A 20196-nucleotide genomic window follows, 5' to 3' on the forward strand; every position below is an offset into this window, starting at 1 on the left:
CTGTCCGATCCGTCAGACCGCCCAAAACACAGGACTGACGAACATGACGACAACGATTTTGGCCCTTGATCTGGGCACACAACTTGGGTGGGCAGTTTCTGCCCGCGACGGACTCATCAGCGGCGGCAGCGAATCCTTCAAGCCGCAGCGGTTTGAAGGCGGCGGGATGAGATACCTGCGCTTCAAGCGCTGGCTCACCGACATCAAGCAGTGCGCCGACGGGCTCGACTGGGTGGTGTTCGAGGAGGTGCGTAAACACGCCGGTGTCGATGCGGCCCACGCCTACGGCGGCTTCATGGCGCACCTGACCGCTTGGTGCGAACACCACCAGATCCCGTACCAGGGCGTGCCGGTGGGCACGATCAAGAAGCACGCCACTGGCAAGGGCAATGCCGGCAAGGCCGAGATGATCGCGGCGGCCAAGGCGCGTGGCCATGACCCGGTCGACGACAACCACGCCGATGCGCTGGCGCTGCTGGACTGGGCGATGGCCCAAGGAGGTGTGGCATGCGCATGAGCACACCCTCGATTCCCTGCCCACTGGGCAGAATGGCACCGCAGTCACCGGCCAACGCCGAAGAGCTCCGGGCGATGCGCGCCGCCGCCTGGCACAAACAGGGCATTGTGGTCGTGCCGCTGGAGGACATCTACGACGAGTGGGATCGGGCGTTCCTGTCCGGCATCGCCTCCAAGCTCTACGGTGCCCGCACTGCGGCTTCCCGCAAGAGCACACCTTGGGCCGAGGGCGAGGTGATCGACCGGGGTGATGGCGAGACCTGGACGGTGGTGGCGACCACGGCCAAATCGGTCACCGTGCAGCGTGACCGCGATGGCGCACTGGCCACCCTCGGGCAACTTGGGGAGGGACGGTCATGACCAAGAAAACCCAACGCGCCCAAGCCAGGGCCGAGAAGAAACCCCGCATCGGCGAGGAGCACATCCGCCCGGATGGCAGCGTGATCCGCTACGTCCGCGAGGAAGACGATGACCGCAAGCCCGTCGACCACTACCGCACGGTGGACACGCTGGCGCTGATGCTCAAGAACGGCAGCATCACCGGTGCCATGCACGACGCGGGGCAACAGTTCTCGCAGGACTTTGCTCGGGCGTTCGGCAGTGGTGTCGCCAGCCCCAAGCTCGACGGCCTGCCGGGTGGCACCGCACCCGGCCAGATGATGGTCGAGAAAAACGCTGGCGCTGCCCGGGTAGTACGGGATGCGCTGGAGGCGGTGGGTGGCAGCGGCTCTCCAGCCGGATCGGCGCTGTGGTATGTGGCTGGGCTGCAGATGTCGATCCGGGATTGGGCTCAGCGTGAAGGCTGGAACGGTCGTCGGCAGGATCGGGATGAGGCCAAGGGCTATCTGGTAGCAGCCCTTGGCGTGCTGGCTCGGTACTACGGCTATGAGCGCTCAGGCAGTCGAAAGCCATTTGCACAGGTATCCGCTTCTAGCGGATAATGTGACCATGGTCTTTGTGGAACTCCCGATCTTCGTCCGCTGTGCAGCCGAACTGTTCTCGGATGAGGATATGGCCGAGTTGCAGAACACCTTGCTGGAAAACCCTGCCGCCGGTGACTTGATCCCCGGTGGTCGGGGTTTGCGCAAGCTGCGTGTTCCGCTGCCTGGTCGAGGCAAGCGTGGCGGTGCCCGGGTGATCTACTACCACTGGGTCAGCAAGGCGCAGTGCTATCTGATCTACGCCTACGCGAAGAATGTCAGTGCGAACCTGACGCCGGATCAGCTGCGGCGGTTGGCTGAAGTGATGCAAGCGGAGATACGAGATGAATGACAAACAGTTCGATGAGTTGCTGAGCAGCGTACGTGACATGGGCCGCCATATGCGTGGTGAGGCCGTGGCCGGTGTGCGTGTGCAGGAGTTTCCCGAGCCCGATGTCAAGGCGATCCGTGAGCGCACGGGGCTTTCGCAGAGTCGGTTTGCCTACCTGATTGGCGTCAAGCCCAAGACACTTCAGAACTGGGAGCAGCGCCGAGTGCGTCCTGCCGGGCCGGCTCGCGCCTTGCTCAAGATCGTCGAAGCCAACCCCGACGCGCTATCGGCCATTCACGCGTGAAAATTTTGCGGGTCGACAACAAACCTACTTGAATGCTGGCCCCCCACAAGGTACAGTAATCCCGTACTGCTGATAGCTGCGCCCACCGGAAACCCCGCGTGGGCGTTGTCGTTTCTGGGCCTGGCGTTCGCCTCTCTGCCCAGCCTTGGAGACTCCCCCATGAAACTCCTCATCACCCGCCCGGTAGTCATCACCGACGATGGCGGCACGCGCTCGTTCGTCACTGGCCTGACGGTCGAGGTCGATGCGGCCACGGCCGAACAGATCCTGGCGCAGCAAGCCGGCATCGCTGCCGAGCCTGTTGCAAATACCGAAGCGCCATCCACTCCTCGCCGCCGGAAGTCCGCCGATGCTGAAACTTGACGTCACCGCAGACGTGGCCAAGGCCACCGAGCACCTCTCGGATCTGGCACAGCGGCACATCCCGAACGCCGCTGCCAAGGCCCTGACCCGCACGGCGTTCGACGCCCGTGATGCGGTGCGCGACGGTCTACCCGAGCGCTTCAACCTGCGCCGCCCGTGGATCAGCCGGGGCATTGGCGTCACGCTGGCCAAGCCGCGCACCCTGATGGCTGAGGTCTGGTCGCGCGACCGCTTCATGGCGGCACAGGAGTCCGGCGGCAGCCATCCCGATGCGCGACCCATTCCGGCCGGGCGGTTGCGCGAGATGGCACAGACCCGGGTGATCCCCAAGAGCCAGTGGCTCGACCAGGCCAAGAACAAGCCCACCGTGTTCTACCGGGCGGGGATGGTGTTCGAGCGCCGGGACGAGCGACGCATCCTGGCCTTGTACCTGCTGCGGCCCAAGACCCAGATCAAGGTGCAGCCGCGTTTCGGCATGGCCGAGACGGTCAGGAGCGTGGCCCTGAAGGAGTACTACCGGCAAATGGAACGGGCACTGCGAGAAGAACTGGCGAAGGCCCCGTGATCGCGGCTGACGTATCTGACACATCTGACGGGTCCTCCCGGGCGATCTCAAAAGCGGGGGACGCGCCAACCACCCGGCTTGCCTAGCGCCAGCGACAAAAGAGGTTGCCAGTTGCCACCCAGGTTTCCACCCGTTTCCACGCCGAGGTGATCCACCCCTGACGATTGATTGACCCGCCCGGCCCGGAGGAATGCGATGGGACTGTCCATCCGGGCCTATGCCCAACACCGTGGCGTGAGCCACACCGCTGTGGCCAAGGCCATCCAGGCCGGGCGCATCAGCAAAGAACCCGACGGCACCATTGACCCGGTCAAGGCCGACGCCCAATGGGCGCGAAACACGCTGCCGTCACAGAACCTCAATACTGGCGCCCCGAAGCCTGCGGCCAAGGTGGCAACCCCACCTGTTTCCACCCCGGTTTCCACGGCACCAGTTTCCACTCGTGAGGTGCAAGCGCCGCTGGAAACCCGGGCTGCCGCGCCTGACTACCAGACCAGTCGCGCCATACGCGAGGCCTATGCCGCGCGCCTGGCCAAACTCGAATTCGAAGAACGCACGGGCAAGCTGCTCAACGCCGACGAGGTGAAGGTCAAGCACTTCAACCTCGCGCGGCTGCTGCGCGACCGCATCCAGCAAATCCCTCGCAAGCTCGCCCCGCAAATCGTGGCGGCCGTGGTCGCACAGCCCGACCAGCGCGTGGTGGAAGACCTGCTGATGGAGGCGATCCGCGAAGCCCTGGAGGAACTCTCACGATGACCGTCACCCCTGCCATGGCCAGTCGTATCGAGATGTGGCCACTGGATCGGCTCAAGCCCTACCAGAGAAATGCCCGCACCCACTCCGACGCTCAGGTGGCGCAGATCGCCGCCAGCATCGTCGAGTTTGGCTTTACCGCGCCGCTCCTGGTGTCGGAAGACGGTGGCATTCTCGCGGGTCACGGTCGCCTGGCTGCCGCCAGAAAGCTCCATCTGGATGCCGTGCCCGTGGTGGTGCTCGACCATCTCACAGCCACCCAGCGCCGCGCCTACATCCTGGCGGATAACCAGCTGGCGCTGCAGGCCGGATGGGATCAGGAACTGCTCGCCGTCGAGTTGGCTGACCTGTCAGCGGCCGGCTTTGATCTGGCATTGACCGGATTCAGCGATGAAGAACTGGCCGACCTGCTCGGCGATATCGAAGAGGCCGAGCGTGCCGATGAGGCTGCGCCCATTGGCGAACCCGAGGATGAGGACATTCCGGATGTGCCGGCCACCCCGGTCAGCCGAGCCGGCGACATCTGGCAACTGGGTGCGCACCGCCTCGTCTGCGGCGACTCGACCGACCCGGCCGTGGTCGCTGCGCTGATGGCGGGCGACCAGGCTCGCCTGTGCTTCACCAGCCCACCCTACGGTCAGCAGCGCAACTACACCCAGGGCATCGCCGATTGGGATGCGCTGATGCGCGGCGTCTTCGCCCACCTGCCGATGGCCGACGACGGCCAGGTGCTGGTGAATCTGGGTCTGATCCACCGCGACAACGAAGTGATCCCGTATTGGGATGGCTGGATCAGTTGGATGCGCACTCAAGGCTGGCGACGCTTTGGCTGGTACGTCTGGGACCAGGGGCCGGGGATGCCTGGCGACTGGGCCGGACGCCTGGCCCCCAGCTTCGAGTTTGTCTTCCACTTCAACCGCGAAAGCCGAAAGCCCAACAAGATCGTGCCGTGCAAGCACGCCGGACAGGAATTGCACCTGCGCGCCGACGGATCATCGACGGCGATGCGCGGCAAGGATGGTGAAGTCGGTGGCTGGACCCATGCCGGGCAGCCTACCCAGGACTACCGCATCCCGGACAGCGTGATTCGCGTGATGCGCCACAAGGGCAAGATCGGCCGGGACATTGATCATCCGGCGGTGTTTCCGGTGGCCCTGCCCGAGCACATCTTGCTGGCGTACTCGGACCCGGGTGATGTTGTCTTCGAGCCCTTCGGCGGCTCCGGTACCACGATCCTGGCCGCCCAGAAGACGAATCGCGTGGCCCGTGCCATCGAACTCGCCCCGTCCTACACCGACGTGGCGGTCAAGCGCTTCCAACAGAACCACCCCGACATCCCGGTGACCTTGCGGGCCACCGGACAGACCTTCGCCGAGGTCGAATCAGAACGACTGGAGAACACCGATGCAAGCCTGGCTCGCTGACAAACTGGAGCATTGGCCCATCGAGCGCCTGTTGCCCTATATCCGAAATGCCCGCACCCACTCCGAGGCCCAAATCGCCCAGATCGCGGCGAGCATCGCCGAATTCGGCTTTACCGCGCCAATTCTGGCCGGGTCGGACGGCGTGATCGTGGCCGGTCACGGGCGTTTGGCGGCGGCGCGCAAGCTGGGGTTGGCTAGCGTGCCGGTGGTGGTGCTGGAGCACCTGACACCGACCCAGCGTCGGGCCCTGGTGATCGCCGACAACAAGATCGCGGAGAACGCCGGGTGGGACGAGGAACTGTTGCGTCTGGAGCTGGCTGAGCTGCAGGAGGCCGACTTCGACCTGGCACTTACTGGCTTCGATGCCGACGAGTTGCTGGAAATCATGGCCGGCGAGGAAACCACCACCGAGGGCAATACCGACGAGGATGCTGCGCCCGAGGTGCCGATCACGCCGGTGTCCAAGCCTGGCGATGTCTGGATCATGGGGCAGCACCGGCTGCTGTGTGGTGACAGCACCGACGCCGCCAGTTACACCCTGCTGATGGCTGGCGAGAAGGCAGCGATGACCTTCACTGATCCGCCCTATGGGGTCAACTACGCCAACAGCGCCAAGGACAAGATGCGCGGCACCAACCGCCCGATCTTGAACGACAACCTGGGCGAGGACTTCGAACCCTTCCTCAAGGCGGCGCTGACGCCAATGATCGCGCACTGCCAGGGGGCGATCTACATCGCCATGTCCTCGTCGGAACTCGACACCCTGCAGTTCGCCTTCCGTGCTGCCGGCGGCAAGTGGTCGACCTTCATCATCTGGGCCAAGAACACCTTTACCCTGGGGCGCTCGGACTACCAGCGCCAGTACGAGCCCATCCTCTACGGCTGGCCCGAGGGCGCGACCCGCCACTGGTGTGGCGACCGCGACCAGGGGGATGTGTGGCACTTCAACAAGCCGCGCGTCAACGACCTGCACCCGACGATGAAGCCGGTGGAACTGGTCGAGCGCGCCATCCGCAACTCCAGTCGCCCGAGCGATGTGGTGCTCGACCCTTCGGGGCTCCGGTACAACGCTGATCGCCGCCGAGAAATCGGGGCGTCAGGCACGGCTGATTGAGCTCGATCCCAAGTACGTGGATGTGATTGTTCGCCGCTGGCAGGAGTACGCCGGGGCGCAGGCGGTACGGGAATCGGATGGCGTCCGCTTCGATGAGCTGGTCGGCGCTGACCCCGGCGAATCGTCACGCCTCAGTGACGGCAGCGGTGTGGCGGCACTTGGGGAAGTTGGCGCAACCGAGGAAGGGGCGTCCTGCATTGGGGCCTGATTTGGCTGTGCGCTGAATCAGTGACCCACCGCATTTCGGGCAGGTTGTCGTGCTGCTGTGGCGTTGTTGCAGTGACGCGATGTGGGCGTTTCGGGTGGCCCAGGTCTTGGGCAACATCCCGGTGCGCAGCGCCTCGATCAACTGGGCGACTTCCTCATCCGAGAACAGCACGGTCTGCTTGCTCTTGATGTAGGTCGCGTAGCCCTTGGTCATCACGTTCGGCGGCATCGGGGTTTTCAGTTCAGCCTCACCCCAGAACATCACCACCGAATGCAGTTTGTCGTGATCGATCCCCAGGAAGTCTGCCAGCGCCTTGGAGTGCCGGTAATTCTGGTGCAACGGGTTCTGGAAGCGATGCTTTTTGCCGAAGAGGCTCTGGGTCCACTGCTTGCTGTGCTCGTCGCCGAAGATCCAGCCTTTCATGTTCTTGGCCTCGACGACAAAAAGACCGAAGCGCGAGACGATGACGTGATCGATTTGCGTGGTGCCGTTGGCCGCCGGAATCGTCACGTTGTTGATCGAGTGATAGATCTTGTCGTCCAGGAACAGTGTGTGCGCCACCGCTCCCTGCGCTTCTCCCAGCCAGCCTTTGAATACCGACAGCAATGACATTTGCTCTCCCGTTTGCTTCTTATGACGGGTCGATGATGCCACCGATAGGGACTGAATGAACAACCGGGATGCAGGGATGAAGCAGTCACGCTGGATGTCGCTGGTGGAAGCCGTGACCAATGTGCTGGTCGGCTATGGCGTGGCGGTAGCAACCCAATGGGCGGTTTTTCCGCTCTTCGGTCTGCACGCCACGCTGCAGGAGAACTTGCTGATCGGCCTGATTTTCACGGCCGTGTCGCTGGTCCGTAGCTACGTGCTGCGCCGCGCGTTCGAGGCCTTCCGTATTCGTCAGCTGTCCGGAAACTCCGGATAAAGATCGCCGCTGCTGATGTCGGCAACATAGCTGACATGGCTGAATTCACCGGGTGCATCAGCCAGGATGACTCCGCCGACTGACTGGATCGCAACGCCGTACCTGCGGGTGAGTGCCGTCAGTTCGGCGATGAACTGGTCGTAGTTGGCTTCGAGTTGTGGGGTGGTGGAGAGGGCGGCCACGTTGTGCTCCTCACGCCGCCAGAGACTCTTCGACGATCTCGCAGTGGATCACGAAGCCCGTCAGGTAAGGCAGGCCCTTGGGGATGCCGTACTGTTTGCTGGTTGTTCGACCAATCGTCCAGCCCATCCAACGCTGGGTGGCGGCTTTGATGGCGTCAGCCAAGGCGTCGCCGGCGTAGAGGCCGTTTTGCACGTCGTCAGCAAAGTGGCGCCCGTGGCGGCTGTCAAGAAAGGTGCGGACCGACTCGAGCGGCTGGCAGGTGGCGTCCGAGATCGCAGTCATGGCCAGCGGCCAGGCGGCTTCGGCCTGCTCGTTCATCGTGCCGTAAAAGCCCCAGGCGTTTATGCGGAGCACCGCATAAACACCTTTATGTGGAGCGAATTGTTATGCGGAGTCCGTGACAGCAGTGTCGCCGCTACAGCGTGCAGCCGATCGCGACACTCCGCATAACGTTTTAGCGCGAAACAGCTTGCAGCATTGCCATCAGCTTATCGGGGGCTCGGAATCGTCCGCGTTGCAACCCGGGTGGAGCACGGCTTGCCAGCGCTTCCAGTTTTTCCGTTGGATCAGCACGGAGATACATCTCGGTACTTTGCATGCTGGCATGTCCCAACCAGAGTGAGACCTTGCGAACATCACCCGTGGCCTGCAAGGTGTGCATGGCACATGTATGGCGCAGCACGTGCGGCGAGACCCGTTTTTCGGCGAGTAGTGGCTGTTGCTTTGCCGCATGAGAGACATGCTTGGCCAAGATGTACTCGAACCCGGATCTCGTCATGGCCCGTCCATTGGCGTTTAGGAACAATTCCGAATCGCCCGTCTGGCAGCGAACATTCAGCCAATCCTTGAGGACAGTGACGGTTTCCTTCCACAACGGCAGGACTCGCTCACGCCGACCCTTGCCCACGATGTGTATCGTCGCAGGCGTTCGCGGATCGAACTGATCGAGCCGAAGAGAAACCAGCTCTGCAACGCGCAGCCCACAGGCATAGGCCAGATGCAACATTGCCCGGTCTCGGATGCCAGATTGCGAATGCGGGTCGGGTGAGTCGAGCAAAGCCTTCAGTTCCTCTCGCGTCAGATAGTCGATCAGCGTTTGATCGGTCTTTTTCATCGGGATAGCGTGAATCTGCCGCGACTGGTCGAGATAGGCAGGAAGCCGGTATTCGAGGTAACGGAAGAACGATTTGATGGCGGCCAAACGCGCGTTTCTGGTGCGTGCGCAGTTGCCTCGCTTGGCCTCTATGTGCTCAAGAAACGTCATGATCATTGAAGCATCGATTTGATCAAGGGTCAGTTGTGACGGTTTGCATTTCAGCCTGCCGGCTGCGAATTCCACCAGCAGCTGGAAGCTATAGGCGTACGCTTCACAGGTGTGCTGGCTGGCATTGCGTTCCGCAGGAAGATGCTCCCGGAGGAAACCGCTGAGATGGGTGGCGAGATCGTTCATAGGTCTTGCTCCCTATGCAGAGTTTCTGCTGCTTCAGCAATTTGCCCAAGCAAGACCGGCGTTGCCTCAAGGTACCAGTAGGTGTCCGTTACTTTGGTGTGCCCAAGGTAGGTGCTCAATGCCGTCATATGGCGAGAAATGGCATTTCGGTCTCCACGGAATTGTTCCAGACTACGAACGGCCAGTGTGTGCCGAAGATCGTGGATGTGGGGAAGACCGCCATTTCGGGCCTGTTGCAGCCCCATAACAGTGACCAGACGAACGAACACATCCTTCACACCCCTGTAGCCAGGCGCTTTCCCATTGATGCCGACAAACAAAGCATCAGTGCTCGTCGCAGTGCGTGTGCGCACCACGAGATACCGCTCCAATGCAGCGCGGACGGTGTCGTGCAGCGGAACCAACCGACTCTTGTTGAATTTCGTTTCCAGGATCATCAAGCCATCGACGGTAATGTCCTGCAACCGTAACCTCAAGGCTTCCGAGATGCGCAAGCCTGTCGCAGCCAGAAGTCCAAATAGCGTCGCAAACATCATCGGCCGGACAGAGCCAGTCGGTTTCAACTGACCGGCAGCTTCAATGAGTTTGGCAATCTCCTCTTGGCTGAAGATATAGGGCGGCGGTCGTCGATTCCTGGAGTTGCCAAACGCAGTACGTGGTGGCACCTGGTGCCGATCATCTTCAGCCTGAAGTGCTTGCGCAAAGTGCCGGATGACGTTGAGACGCCGGTACCGCTGTGCTGAGGACGGTGCTTGGCCCGCCCACGTCAGCACTCGGTCGATACGAATGTGTTGATCACCATGCTTTTCGGCAGTAGCAACAAAGCCGCTCAGCATCAGCGATTCGTTTGCCATCTTGAAGCCAGCGCTCCGCCGTAGCTGGATATAGCGCTCCATGTCGGATCTCAACATGATGCACCTCCCGGCCATGGCTGGGCGATCTCACGCAGCATCTGGACATCGACCTTGGCATAGTGCGCGGTGGTGTCGGGTGATTGATGCCGCAACACTGCTCCAACAGAATCGAGACTGGCCCCGGAGCGCAGCAAACTGGTAGCTGCAGAATGGCGTAACAAATTTGCGCCTCGCGAAGGGGCATCTGCGATGCCTGCTCGCTCAAGGGCACGCTGAACAATCTGCGAGACAGCACAAGATTTCGCGAATGGCCGATAGGGAGCCTGCAGTCGCAAGAACATCCGATCGGAGTCAGCGAACGGTCTGACCTGATCGATGTACGTCAGCAGTACATCGCCGGCGTCTTGAGGCAGTGGCAGCCGCACTTCTCTACGCCCCTTGCCTCTGACCCGCAACGATCCCTGTGCCCACTCGATGTCGCAGAGGCGCATGGTAAGGATGTCGCCGCCACGGAGCCCAAGTCGGGCAAGGAGCAGAATAATGGCCTTGTCACGAATTCCGTGCGGTGTTCCCGTTTCACACGCTGCAATAACTCGCTCAATGTCCGAGTCGGACAAGTAGCGTGGCAGAGAGGACAACTGCCAGTGCGCGAAGACGGGTACGGCTTGATCCAGCCATGGTTTACATTCACCTCGTGCAATCAGAAATCTGAGATAGCCTCGCAGCGCTGTTCTCATCTTCGTAAGATAGGCACGGGAGCATTTCTGAGCCTCATCCAGTATGACCTGGCGAATGCACTGTGCGTTGTAGTCAGCAGGCTCGGTGCCGAGTGTTGGCATCATTCGCATAACCAGAAGGCCATGGGAATTGATGGTACGTTCGGAGACTCCACGGTGGACTCGAAGCCAGTTCTGGAATTCGGCAACTCGGGCGTCGACCTCTGGCGGCGAGAGTGCTGCGCCTGAGCGGACGATTCTGCCAACGGCCACGAAACGAAGGAATCGACGAATACGTGCCAGATATCTTTGTTCAGGCCCTCCATGCCACCACCTCGCCGTACTCTGGCACTGATGGCAAGCAAACTGTTCAATGACAGTCTCGTTCACCTCGCTGAGGTCGATGCCTGCCTTATTCAGCCAGCACACAAAGTGGCTGACGGCGGACAGGTTCACTCTCAAGGTCTGGTGGGGCGAGTAACCCAGGGTTTTCAGGTGCTTCTCGAATTGCTGTAACAACGGGTTCAGTGGGCCGGGGTCTGAACACGCCGCCGGTACGCTGTGTTTGGTCTTTGTCATTTCGGTTCTCCTCTACGATGCCACCATGGCATCAAGGAGAGACCGTAAATTATGCGGAGCACCAGACGCTGGAAATCAGCGCCAAATCACCCTTGGCAAAGACCATCGGCAGTCCCACGGCCCTGGGCTCCGCATAACAATTCGCTCCACATAAAGGCGTCGTTCTGGGTGGCGGGGATTTGGGTGGTGGTGTTCATCTCTGGCTCCTGGTGGTTGATCGTTGCGACACCCGTAGTAACGCGCTGTTCGAGATGGAAGCCAAGCGCCTGTTCGATCTTTTTTGCGCTTGACTCGGGGTTCCTTATTCCATCGTGTCGGCGCGCACCAGTTCCGCCTGGGCGCTGGCGATCAGGTCCAGGCGCAGGTTCGGGGTGATGTTGCAGGCGAGTTCGTTCAAGGTCCAGTTCATCACATCGGCCTTGTCGCGCAGCGACTCGGCTTCCTCGAACCGGTTGGTGTAGCGATCCAGTTCGCGCAAGGCCCGCTCCAGGGTGGATCGGGCCTGGGCCAGAACCTCGCGGGCGCGGTGTTCGGCGTGCAGGGTCTGAAATTCGCGGGGGTGTTCATGGTGTGCTCTCCTTCTCAGTTGATCGTTGCGGCACCTGTATGAACGCGCTTCGGGCCACTGAAGCCAAGCGATTCATTGATCATTTTTTGATCACTTGTCGGCCAGTCTGTCGAGGATGCGCAGGGCGGAGGGATCGCCCGCCAGCGCCCGGCGCAGGGTGCGGATCGCCTGCTCCCGCGACACATCTGGGCGACGGTTGTCGATCAGCCAGCCAATCGCGCCGGCCTGGTCGTCATCGGTGACTGGCGTCGCTTCGGCAATGCCAACGTAGCGCCCGTAGCGGCTGCCCGATGGATCGACAAAGAGCATCCGGCGATTCGGCGCGCTGACAGCCACCACGCGCCGGCGTCCTGCCGTGTGACCGCCGAGTCCAGCCAGCCAGTCCCGATCCTGCAGCAGCGTGTTGGCGAAGGCGTCGTATTCAGCCTCGGTCAGTTCCTTGTGCAACTCGATCTCGATGGGCTCAAGCGGTGCACTGGGGTCGGCGTTGTGCAGCACTTCGTCCAAGCTGTAGGGCTTGCGGGCAAAGCGGGCACGGATCGGGGTGTGGTTGGTGGTGGTCATGGTGGGGGCCTTTGGTTGGCTGTTGGTGACAACAGCATTCACGCGCTGGTTGCCAGGGAAGCCAAGCTCAATCTCCATCGTGCTGGGCATCAAGGGCATCAAGGGCTTCAATCGCCAGCACCAGATCAGCGATGCGGTCGGCCTCGAAACCAAAGCCCCGGTGGCGCAGCAGGTGCTCGATGCTCGGATGCTTCATCCGGGCGATCTCCCGGCAGGCCTCCAGCAACGCGGGCAACAGGTCTGCAGGGATTGGAGCGTCGGGTTGCGTGCTCACGCGGTGGCTTCCTCTGCGATGCGGTAGAGGCGCTGTCCTGCACCCGGCGTGCCGGCGGGGCCTTCGATCTTCTCGGAGACGATATTCAGGCCCAGCTTCTTCTTGAGCGCGCCGGCAAAGGTGCCGCGCACAGTGTGGGCTTGCCAGCCGGTGGCCTCGCTGATCTGCGCGATGGTGGCGCCCTCGGGGCGCTTCAACATCTCGATCACCAGCGCCTGCTTGCTGTTGCCCGGGCCACGCTTGGGCGAGTCAAGGGTGCTGGCGGGTTGAACCTGCTGCCAGCTGGCTTCGGCGGCGGCGACTGCGGCTTCCAGTTCCGGATCGTCGGCCAGGGGTGGCGCAGCGACAGCCGTTGCGCTCATGGGCGGCAGGACATCTTCCGGCTGGGCCTCGCCCTTGATGATCGCGATGGCGGCACCCGTGATGCGCCACTGGCCGTCAGCCTGCTCGATCAATCCGCGCTGCGCGAGGCTGGCGATCATCTTGAGTTTGGCGCCGCCCTTGAGCTCGAGCAGCGGCTCGATCAGGCCATTGGCGTCGCAATGCGCGCGGGTGATGAGGTCCAGTTGGCGTTCGGTGATCGGGGCGGTTTGTGCGGACATGGTTGTGCTCCTTGTGATGAGGGTGGTTAAGCGGTTTGCTCGGCGGCGGCGTTTTGTCCTGCGGCCAGGCCGGCCTGGTAGGCGGCCATCAGGGCGCTCTTGACGCCCCAGACGCTGACGTCGTGGAAGTCCAAGCTGTCGCTGTTGCGGGTTTTCAGTGTCTCGATGAAGAGGTGGTCCAGGACGATCCGGGCGAGCAGCTGGTCGAGTTGCTGGGCGGCTCGGGTGGCGGTCTTGTTGGCGGTCTTGTTGGCGGTTTTGCGCATCGTGGTTCTCCTTCGGGGGTGCGTTGCTGTGCTTGTAGTAACGCGCTGTTCAAGAGGTAAGCCAAGCGCCGGTTTGATCTTTCTGCACCTGGTTGGCCGATTTGCTCAGGCGGCGATCCGGCGCTTGGCCAGATCAATCTCGGCAGGCAGCCACAGCGTGGCGATTTCTTCCTCGAGGGCTTGGCGCCGACGCTCGGCGATCTCCTGCAGGGCATCGATCTGCGCGAGCAAGGTGAGGAGGTCGTCGCGCTGACGAAGGATGGGGGTGCCCACTTCGGGCAGCTGATCGATCCAGTTCAGGCGGGTGGTGTTGGCGGTGTTCATGGCGTGCTCCGTGGGTGTTGATGACATCCGTATGAACGCGCTGTTGCCGATTGAAGCCAAGCGTTCGGTCCATCTATTTCGCATCGGAGTGGCTTGTGTTCGACACTGCTGAATCGGCTGTTGAATCGGCCTGGAAACGAGGGCTCGCGCCTGACCCCATCCTCACCGTCGATGACTGGGCCAACCGCCACCGGATGCTCTCCTCGGTGGCTTCCGCCGAGCCGGGACGCTGGTCGACCAGCCGCACGCCGTATCTCAAGGCGGTGATGGAAACGCTGTCGGCCACCTCCCGCTTCGAGCGCGTAGTGCTGATGGCCGGGGCGCAAATCGGCAAGACCGAAGCCGGATTGAACTGGCTGGGCTACGTCATCCACCACGCACCGGGGCCGATGCTGCTGGTGCAGCCCACGGTGGAAGGCGCCAAGCGCGTCTCCAAGCAGCGGGTGGATGCGCTGATCGAAGCGAGTCCCGAACTCGCCAGCCGCGTCAAAGACCCGAGAAGCCGGGATTCCGGCAACACCCAGCTGATGAAGGAATTCCCCGGTGGCGTGCTGATCATGACCGGCGCCAACTCAGCGGTGGGCCTGCGCTCGATGCCGGTGCGCTACCTGTTTCTCGATGAGGTGGATGGCTACCCGGGCGACGCCGATGGCGAAGGCGATCCGGTGGCACTGGCCGTGCAGCGGGCCGCCACCTTTGTCAATCGCAAGGTCTATCTGTGCTCAACCCCGACCCTGAAGGGTTTCTCGCGCATCGAAGCCGCTTACCTGGAATCGGACCAGCGGGTGTTCGAAGTGCCCTGCGATCACTGCGGGGCGCACAGCCAGATCCAGTGGCGCGACATCCAATGGCCGACCGGCAAGATGAGCGAGGCCGCCTGGCACTGCCCGCACTGCGACGGCATTCACCCCGAGTACCGCAAGCCGGCGCTGCTCGCCAATGGCCGCTGGACCGCCAAATCGCAAGGCGATGGCAAGACGGTGGGCTTCCATCTCTCCAGCCTATATAGCCCCTGGCTCACCTGGGGCGAGATTGCCCAAGAGCATCACGCGGCCAAGGAAGACCCCGTCAGATTGAAGGTGTGGGTGAATACCAAACTGGCCGAGACCTGGGAAGACCGGGAGGGTGAGACCTTGGACGCCGAAGGCTTGATGGAACGTCGTGAAGCCTACGGCCCAGCGATTCCTGCTGAGGTCGCGCTGCTGACCTGCGGAATCGACGTGCAGGACGACCGCCTGGAGTTGGAGGTGGTTGGCTGGGGCCGGGACGAGGAGTCGTGGTCCATCGACTACAAGGTGCTGTGGGGCGACCCGTCCGCACCGGACACCTGGGCGCAACTCGACGCCTATCTGGGCAACCGCTTCGAGCATGAAACGCTGGCCAATGGCCTGACCATCGAAGCGGCCTGCCTCGACACCGGTGGCCACCACACGCTGGCGGCCTACGCCTTCTGCAAGAGCCGGGAGCGTAAACGTATCTGGGCGATCAAGGGTGGCTCGGGCAAACGCCCGATCTGGCCCAAGCGCCCGAGCAAGGCCAACAAGGGCAAGGTCAATCTGTTCACGGTGGGGGTCGATGCCGCCAAGGAAGCGATCTACGCCCGCTTGAAGAAGTCAGACGCCGGGGCTGGTGCGATGCATTTCCCACTGGATCGGGATGCGCAGTATTTCGAGCAGCTGACTGCCGAGCGGATTCGCACCCGCTACGTGAAGGGTTTCCCGCATCGTTTTTGGTGGAAACCGGATGGCCGGCGCAACGAAGCGCTCGATTGCCGGGTGTACGCCTACGCGGCATTGCACGGCCTGCTGTCGATGGGACTGAATTTGAACAAGCGGGTCGAGGCGCTGCCGCCGGTGCCGACCAGTCGCCAAGGCAAGAGCACACCTGTTTCGGCCCCGATGACCGCCAGCCCGCGCCGTCGGCGCATGGCGATTTCTTCCACTTACCTCTGATACCGCCAGCCTCCCGCTGGCCGGGAGTGCTGTCCATGACCCTCGACCAACTCAAGGCCCAGCGGGAAGCCCTGCAGGCCGCCCGCTTCAACGGCGTGCTTACTGTGAAGGCCGGCGACAAGTGGGTCACCTACAAGTCGGACGCCGAGCTGCAGTCGGCCCTGGGGGATCTGGAACGTGAGATCGCCAAGGCAGAAGGCCGCCCGCGTGCCCGGCGCATCCGCGCTTATGCCGGGAAGGGGTTGTGATGGGGATGCTCAAGAACCTGCGCCGCAAGGTCGGTGCCATGGTGGGCGGCTTCGAGGGCGGACTGTCCGCGCGACGCCTCAAAACGTTTCACGCCAGCCGTGCCCACGTCAATACGCTGATCCAAGCCGCCGGCGCCGATATGACCGCGCGTGCCCGGTACCTGATCCGCAACAACGGCTACGCCGCCAATGCAGTCGAGTCCTGGGCCGGCAATGCGGTAGGCACCGGCATCAAACCCTCGTCGGGGATCGGTGATGCAGTGCTCAAGGATCGGGTGCAGCGCCTGTGGCTGCGCTGGACGGACGAGTCGGATGCCGAAGGGCTGACGGATTTCTATGGCCAGCAACGTCGGGCCGCTCGGGAACTGTTCATCGCCGGCGAAGTGTTCTTCCGCATCCGACCACGCCGGCCCGAGGATGGTTTGTCCGTGCCACTGCAGTTGCAGATGCTGCCGGCCGAGATGCTGCCCTTGAACCACAACCAGTTGCTGGAGAACGGTCACCGCATCCGCCAAGGCATCGAGTTCGACCGCATCGGCCGGCGCGTGGCCTACCACTTCCTGCGCCGCCACCCGGGTGACATCACCGATCCGGGACTGGCGGGGGAGACCGTGCGGGTGCCGGCTGAGTCGGTGCTGCACATTGTTGATCCGGTCGATGCCGGGCAACTGCGCGGCGTGTCGCGCTTCTCGCCGGCGCTGGTGAAGCTGTTCTTGCTCGACCAGTACGACGATGCCGAACTCGACCGCAAGAAGGTCGCGGCGATGTTCGTCGGCTTCGTGCGTCGGCCCGAGCGTGACTTCGACAACAGCAATGAAACCGATGACCGGGGCGAACCGCTGCTGCCGCTCGAACCCGGGCAACTCCAGATCCTGGATGACGGCGAGGACATCACCTTCTCGACCCCGGCCGATGTCGGTGGCAACTACGAGAGCTTCCAGTACCGGACGCTCTTGCAGGTCGCTGGCGCCCTGGGGTTGCCCTACGCCAACCTGTCGGCCGATATGTTGAAGGCCAACTACTCGAACACCCGAGCGGCGCTCTTGGAGTTTCGCCGCCGCATCGAAGCCTTCCAGCACTCGGTGCTGGTGTTTCAGCTGTGCCGGGCGGTGTGGGCGCGCTGGATGGACACGGCGGTGCTCTCGGGCTCCCTTGATCTTCCGGACTACGAGCAACGCCGCGCCGACTACCTGGACTGCAGCTGGCTGCCCCCGCGCTGGGATTGGGTCGATCCCTTGAAAGACATCCGCGCCGAGATCAATGCCATCGAGGCCGGACTCAAGTCGCGTACCCAGGCGATTGCCGAACGGGGCTTTGATGCCGCGATGGTCGATGCCGAGATTGCTGGTGACCATCGGCGTGAGGACAGCCTGGGGCTCTCTTTGGGTGCAAGCCTGTACCGGTTCCGCCGCCAGCCCCGCTCCCTCGAACTGAGGAATCCCCATGACCGATTTGCCTTACCTGGCGTCCCGCCTATACGGGACGCCGCTCCTGATTGCGCGCCCGAAACTCGAAGTGATCCTCGGGGTGGTGGCCAGAAAGCTCGCGGGCGACATCCTGGCCACGCCACCGCCGGCCACTGTTGATGCCGGCATGACTGGTGGCCTCCAGAACCTGGAGGGCATCGCCATCATCCCGATCCTCGGCACCCTGGTGCGTCGCTCTTCCTATATCGGTGCAGCCAGTGGCCTCACCAGTTATCACGAGATCGAGGCCATGGCCGAAGCGGCCTTTACCGACCCGCAGGTCCGCGCCGTCCTGCTGGAGATCGACTCCAGTGGCGGTGAGGCGGGTGGGGTGTTCGATCTGGCGCAGCGATTACGCACCCTGGCACAGACCTCGGGCAAGCCGCTCTGGGCCATCGCCGATGAGGCGGCGCTGTCGGCGGCCTACGCCATTGCCTGTGCCGCTGACCGACTGTGGCTCACCCGCACCGCCGAGGTGGGCTCGATTGGCGTGGTGGCGGTACACGTTGATGAGTCAGTGGCCGACGCCAAAGCCGGGATGACCTACACCTTCCTGCACGCTGGCGCCCACAAGGTCGATGGCCATCCGCACGCGCCGCTGCCGGCACCAGTCGCCGCTGACATCCAGACCGACATCGATCAGCTGCACGACCAGTTCATCGCGCTGGTCGCCGGGTTTCGGCGCCTGACGCCAGAGGTGGTGCGCGCCACCGAAGCCCGTGTCTATCGCGGTGAGGCAGCCATCCAGGCAGGCCTCGCCGATCAGCTCGGCACCACCCGCGAGGCGCTGACCGCCCTGCAACGCCAGCTGGCGTTGTCTGCCGGCCGCAGCCTGCGCAACAAGGCCGCTGCGCTGTCGGCTGCACGCACTACCCCTCGATCCCAACTTTCCCAGCAGGAGATCTCCATGAATGATCACAACCTCGTCACGCCGGTGGATGACGCCCAAGAGAACACAGCCCCGACCCCGGCGCAGTCACCGCAAACCCGCCGCCGCTCGATGAAGCGGCCATCACTGCTCAAGTTGAGCAGCGACTGCGCCGCCAACTTGCCGAGCTGACCGAGATCGCCGCCCAGGCCAAACGCCTCGGGGTCACCGTCGATCCGGCCCAGGCCCTGGCGCGCGGTGTCACCCCGGACGCGCTGCGCCAGTCGGTGCTGAAGCAGGCTGCCGAGCGGGATGTGGCGCAAGACATCGTGGCCGAGGCCCCGGCACCTGCCTCTACCAAACCCCAATCCGTCGCTGACAGCCCCTTGGTCAAAGCGGCCCAAGCCTATGGAGCCCGTAAATGAGCACACCTTTGATTTCCCCATCGACGCTGGGTGACCTCATCAAGCGCGAGTCCGACCCGGACTACACCCGCGAGACCGTCACCCTGAAGGCTGGCGCCGCTTATCCGCTGGGTGCCGTGCTCGGTCGCATCACCGCCACGGGCGTCTATGCGTTTTCGCCTGCGGCATCGACCACAGGCATCGAAGGCGCCGAGATTGCTTCGGCCGTGCTGCTGCACCCGGTCGCCGTCAGCGACACCGACACTCAGGCCGTTGTGCTTGCGCGCGGGCAGGTGATCGTCGCTGACCGTGCGCTGGCTTTCGATGCCACCGTGGCAGACGCCGCCGCCCAATCCCTCAAACACCAGCAACTGGCTGCCCACGGCATCGTCGTGCGTCCGGTCGCTTGATAAGGAGTTCCCCCATGACCGTGATCGTCAATCCGTTCGACGCCGGCGGCTTCACGCTGGCCGAGATGTCGGCCGCCATCCAGATGCTGCCCAATCCCTACGGCCGGGTGGGCCAGCTGGGGCTGTTTGCACCCGAGCCAATTTCCCAGCGCAACGTCACCATTGAGTCCATCGAGGGCGAGCTGCGTCTGCTGCCGGCTGTTGCGCCCGGCGCGCCTGCGACGGTGGGCACTACCGACAAGCGCTCGGTACGCTCCTTTGCCGTGCCGCATATCCCGCACAACGACGTGGTGCTGCCCGAGGAAATCCAGGGCATCCGTGGCCTGGGTCTGGCGGCCGGTGAAGACCCGCTGGTGACCGTAATGACCCGCAAGCTCGCCCGGATGCGTGCGAAACACGCGCAGACGCTCGAGTACATGCGCGTCAATGCTCTGCTGGGCATCACCAAGGACGGGGGCGGCAACACCCTCTACGACTGGCACGACGAGTTCGACATCCAGAAACCCGAGGTGGATTTTGTGTTCGGTGGCACCGAAGACATGGTCATCCACTGCACCCAGGTCGCCCGCCACATCGAAGAGAACCTCAAAGGCGAGATGATGACCACCATCCACGCCCTGGTCAGCCCCGAGTTCTTCGATGCCCTGGTCAAGCACAAGACCGTCAAGGAGGCCTACACCTTCTATCAGGGCACGGCCGGTACCAATCCGTTGCGCGACGATGTGCGCCGGGGCTTTCGTTTCGGCTCCATCCTGTTCGAGGAGTATTTCGGCACCGTCACGTTGGCCAACGGTACGTCTGTGCGCCTGATCCCGCCGCGCGAAGGGGTGGCGTTCCCGCTGGGCACGCTCGACACCTTCCGCACCTACTTCGCACCCGCGAACCTGATGGAAGCCGTCGGTACTTATGGTCAGGAGCTCTATGCCCACCAGCTCGCACGGCCCAACGGCACCGGCGTCGACATCTACACCCAGTCCAACCCGCTGCCGATTGTGAAGCGACCGGCCCTGACGGTGCGGCTGCATTCGAGCAATGGCTGGTGATG

General features: G+C 63.1%; 29 protein-coding genes. 17 read left to right on the top strand and 12 right to left on the bottom strand.

The window, feature by feature from the left end; translation table 11 throughout:
* Positions 1–43: 43 nt before the first annotated feature.
* The 10 genes from DENOEST_RS00160 to DENOEST_RS00205 all read left to right on the top strand — a co-directional run bounded on the left by DENOEST_RS00160 (position 44) and on the right by DENOEST_RS00205 (position 6290).
* On the top strand, positions 44–517 hold the full coding sequence (locus DENOEST_RS00160; RefSeq protein ID WP_145770285.1) for a crossover junction endodeoxyribonuclease RuvC: 474 nt from the start codon (positions 44–46) through the stop codon (positions 515–517).
* The gene (locus DENOEST_RS00165) at positions 514–876 is read left to right on the top strand and encodes a hypothetical protein (RefSeq protein ID WP_183148178.1); all 363 of its coding nucleotides are present in this window, start codon (positions 514–516) and stop codon (positions 874–876) included. Before DENOEST_RS00160 ends, DENOEST_RS00165 begins: the two co-directional genes overlap by 4 nt.
* A complete protein-coding gene (locus DENOEST_RS00170) occupies positions 873–1457 on the top strand; it encodes a hypothetical protein (RefSeq protein ID WP_145770283.1) in 585 nt (194 codons plus the stop codon). Before DENOEST_RS00165 ends, DENOEST_RS00170 begins: the two co-directional genes overlap by 4 nt.
* A gap of 7 nt (positions 1458–1464) precedes the next feature.
* The gene (locus tag DENOEST_RS00175) at positions 1465–1788 is read left to right on the top strand and encodes a type II toxin-antitoxin system RelE/ParE family toxin (protein WP_145770282.1); all 324 of its coding nucleotides are present in this window, start codon (positions 1465–1467) and stop codon (positions 1786–1788) included.
* Positions 1781–2071, top strand: a complete 291-nt coding sequence (locus DENOEST_RS00180) for a helix-turn-helix domain-containing protein (RefSeq protein WP_145770281.1) — start codon at positions 1781–1783, stop codon at positions 2069–2071. Before DENOEST_RS00175 ends, DENOEST_RS00180 begins: the two co-directional genes overlap by 8 nt.
* Before the next feature lie 159 nt (positions 2072–2230).
* A complete protein-coding gene (locus tag DENOEST_RS00185) occupies positions 2231–2434 on the top strand; it encodes a hypothetical protein (protein ID WP_145770280.1) in 204 nt (67 codons plus the stop codon).
* On the top strand, positions 2421–2999 hold the full coding sequence (locus tag DENOEST_RS00190; RefSeq protein WP_145770279.1) for a hypothetical protein: 579 nt from the start codon (positions 2421–2423) through the stop codon (positions 2997–2999). The genes DENOEST_RS00185 and DENOEST_RS00190 overlap by 14 nt, the downstream gene beginning before the upstream one ends.
* 195 nt (positions 3000–3194) lie before the next feature.
* Complete coding sequence (locus DENOEST_RS00195) at positions 3195–3755, top strand: hypothetical protein (RefSeq protein WP_145770278.1); 561 nt, start codon at positions 3195–3197, stop codon at positions 3753–3755.
* Positions 3752–5176, top strand: coding sequence for a site-specific DNA-methyltransferase (locus tag DENOEST_RS00200; protein WP_145770277.1), 1425 nt, complete (start codon positions 3752–3754; stop codon positions 5174–5176). Before DENOEST_RS00195 ends, DENOEST_RS00200 begins: the two co-directional genes overlap by 4 nt.
* A complete protein-coding gene (locus tag DENOEST_RS00205; protein ID WP_197970460.1) occupies positions 5157–6290 on the top strand; it encodes a site-specific DNA-methyltransferase in 1134 nt (377 codons plus the stop codon). Before DENOEST_RS00200 ends, DENOEST_RS00205 begins: the two co-directional genes overlap by 20 nt.
* Positions 6291–6414: 124 nt before the next feature.
* Here the strand turns inward: DENOEST_RS00205 and DENOEST_RS00210 are convergent, their stop codons facing one another.
* Entirely contained in the window at positions 6415–7110 is a 696-nt protein-coding gene (locus tag DENOEST_RS00210) for a nuclease-related domain-containing protein (RefSeq protein WP_145770275.1), read from the bottom strand.
* Positions 7111–7165: 55 nt separating this feature from the next.
* Here DENOEST_RS00210 and DENOEST_RS00215 point away from each other — a divergent pair, with 55 nt between their 5' ends.
* Positions 7166–7423: a DUF7220 family protein gene (locus tag DENOEST_RS00215; protein WP_232096401.1), complete on the top strand. Its 258-nt coding sequence runs from the start codon at positions 7166–7168 to the stop codon at positions 7421–7423.
* Here the strand turns inward: DENOEST_RS00215 and DENOEST_RS00220 are convergent.
* From DENOEST_RS00220 to kleA, 11 genes are all read right to left on the bottom strand, one after another.
* Positions 7399–7605 (bottom strand): hypothetical protein, encoded by a 207-nt coding sequence (locus DENOEST_RS00220; RefSeq protein WP_145770274.1) that lies wholly within the window; start codon positions 7603–7605, stop codon positions 7399–7401. The two genes, DENOEST_RS00215 and DENOEST_RS00220, sit on opposite strands and share 25 nt — an antisense overlap.
* A gap of 10 nt (positions 7606–7615) precedes the next feature.
* The gene (locus DENOEST_RS00225; protein ID WP_232096402.1) at positions 7616–7960 is read right to left on the bottom strand and encodes a hypothetical protein; all 345 of its coding nucleotides are present in this window, start codon (positions 7958–7960) and stop codon (positions 7616–7618) included.
* Positions 7961–8060: 100 nt separating this feature from the next.
* Positions 8061–9056 (bottom strand): tyrosine-type recombinase/integrase, encoded by a 996-nt coding sequence (locus DENOEST_RS00230; protein ID WP_145770273.1) that lies wholly within the window; start codon positions 9054–9056, stop codon positions 8061–8063.
* Positions 9053–9952 carry a tyrosine-type recombinase/integrase gene (locus DENOEST_RS00235; protein WP_228022090.1) on the bottom strand — a complete coding sequence of 300 codons (900 nt, stop codon included), beginning with the start codon at positions 9950–9952 and terminating at the stop codon, positions 9053–9055. The genes DENOEST_RS00230 and DENOEST_RS00235 overlap by 4 nt, the downstream gene beginning before the upstream one ends.
* Positions 9953–9960: 8 nt before the next feature.
* Positions 9961–11205, bottom strand: a complete 1245-nt coding sequence (locus tag DENOEST_RS00240) for a tyrosine-type recombinase/integrase (RefSeq protein WP_145770271.1) — start codon at positions 11203–11205, stop codon at positions 9961–9963.
* A 301-nt stretch (positions 11206–11506) separates the two neighbouring features.
* Positions 11507–11683 carry a hypothetical protein gene (locus tag DENOEST_RS00245; RefSeq protein ID WP_197970461.1) on the bottom strand — a complete coding sequence of 59 codons (177 nt, stop codon included), beginning with the start codon at positions 11681–11683 and terminating at the stop codon, positions 11507–11509.
* A 180-nt stretch (positions 11684–11863) separates the two neighbouring features.
* Positions 11864–12427, bottom strand: a complete 564-nt coding sequence (locus DENOEST_RS00250; protein ID WP_183148179.1) for a hypothetical protein — start codon at positions 12425–12427, stop codon at positions 11864–11866.
* On the bottom strand, positions 12405–12611 hold the full coding sequence (locus DENOEST_RS00255; protein ID WP_145770268.1) for a hypothetical protein: 207 nt from the start codon (positions 12609–12611) through the stop codon (positions 12405–12407). The genes DENOEST_RS00250 and DENOEST_RS00255 overlap by 23 nt, the downstream gene beginning before the upstream one ends.
* Positions 12608–13213, bottom strand: a complete 606-nt coding sequence (locus DENOEST_RS00260; protein WP_197970462.1) for a DUF3489 domain-containing protein — start codon at positions 13211–13213, stop codon at positions 12608–12610. Before DENOEST_RS00260 ends, DENOEST_RS00255 begins: the two co-directional genes overlap by 4 nt.
* A 26-nt stretch (positions 13214–13239) precedes the next feature.
* Complete coding sequence (locus DENOEST_RS00265; protein ID WP_145770267.1) at positions 13240–13479, bottom strand: DUF6900 domain-containing protein; 240 nt, start codon at positions 13477–13479, stop codon at positions 13240–13242.
* 105 nt (positions 13480–13584) lie between these two features.
* Positions 13585–13803: a stable inheritance protein KleA gene (gene kleA / locus DENOEST_RS00270; protein ID WP_145770266.1), complete on the bottom strand. Its 219-nt coding sequence runs from the start codon at positions 13801–13803 to the stop codon at positions 13585–13587.
* 95 nt (positions 13804–13898) lie between these two features.
* Here kleA and DENOEST_RS00275 point away from each other — a divergent pair, with 95 nt between their 5' ends.
* The 6 genes from DENOEST_RS00275 to DENOEST_RS00300 all read left to right on the top strand — a co-directional run bounded on the left by DENOEST_RS00275 (position 13899) and on the right by DENOEST_RS00300 (position 20194).
* Entirely contained in the window at positions 13899–15755 is a 1857-nt protein-coding gene (locus tag DENOEST_RS00275) for a phage terminase large subunit family protein (protein WP_197970463.1), read from the top strand.
* 35 nt (positions 15756–15790) lie between these two features.
* The gene (locus DENOEST_RS00280; protein WP_145770265.1) at positions 15791–16003 is read left to right on the top strand and encodes a phage head-tail joining protein; all 213 of its coding nucleotides are present in this window, start codon (positions 15791–15793) and stop codon (positions 16001–16003) included.
* Positions 16003–17589: a phage portal protein gene (locus tag DENOEST_RS00285; RefSeq protein ID WP_197970464.1), complete on the top strand. Its 1587-nt coding sequence runs from the start codon at positions 16003–16005 to the stop codon at positions 17587–17589. Before DENOEST_RS00280 ends, DENOEST_RS00285 begins: the two co-directional genes overlap by 1 nt.
* A 130-nt stretch (positions 17590–17719) precedes the next feature.
* A complete protein-coding gene (locus DENOEST_RS20025) occupies positions 17720–18529 on the top strand; it encodes a S49 family peptidase (protein ID WP_232096540.1) in 810 nt (269 codons plus the stop codon).
* Between the two features lie 229 nt (positions 18530–18758).
* Positions 18759–19151 (top strand): head decoration protein, encoded by a 393-nt coding sequence (locus DENOEST_RS00295; RefSeq protein WP_145770262.1) that lies wholly within the window; start codon positions 18759–18761, stop codon positions 19149–19151.
* A gap of 14 nt (positions 19152–19165) precedes the next feature.
* On the top strand, positions 19166–20194 hold the full coding sequence (locus tag DENOEST_RS00300) for a major capsid protein (RefSeq protein ID WP_144728527.1): 1029 nt from the start codon (positions 19166–19168) through the stop codon (positions 20192–20194).
* Positions 20195–20196 lie beyond the last annotated feature (2 nt).

The sequence above is a fragment of the Denitratisoma oestradiolicum genome (assembly GCF_902813185.1).
GTDB lineage: Bacteria > Pseudomonadota > Gammaproteobacteria > Burkholderiales > Rhodocyclaceae > Denitratisoma > Denitratisoma oestradiolicum.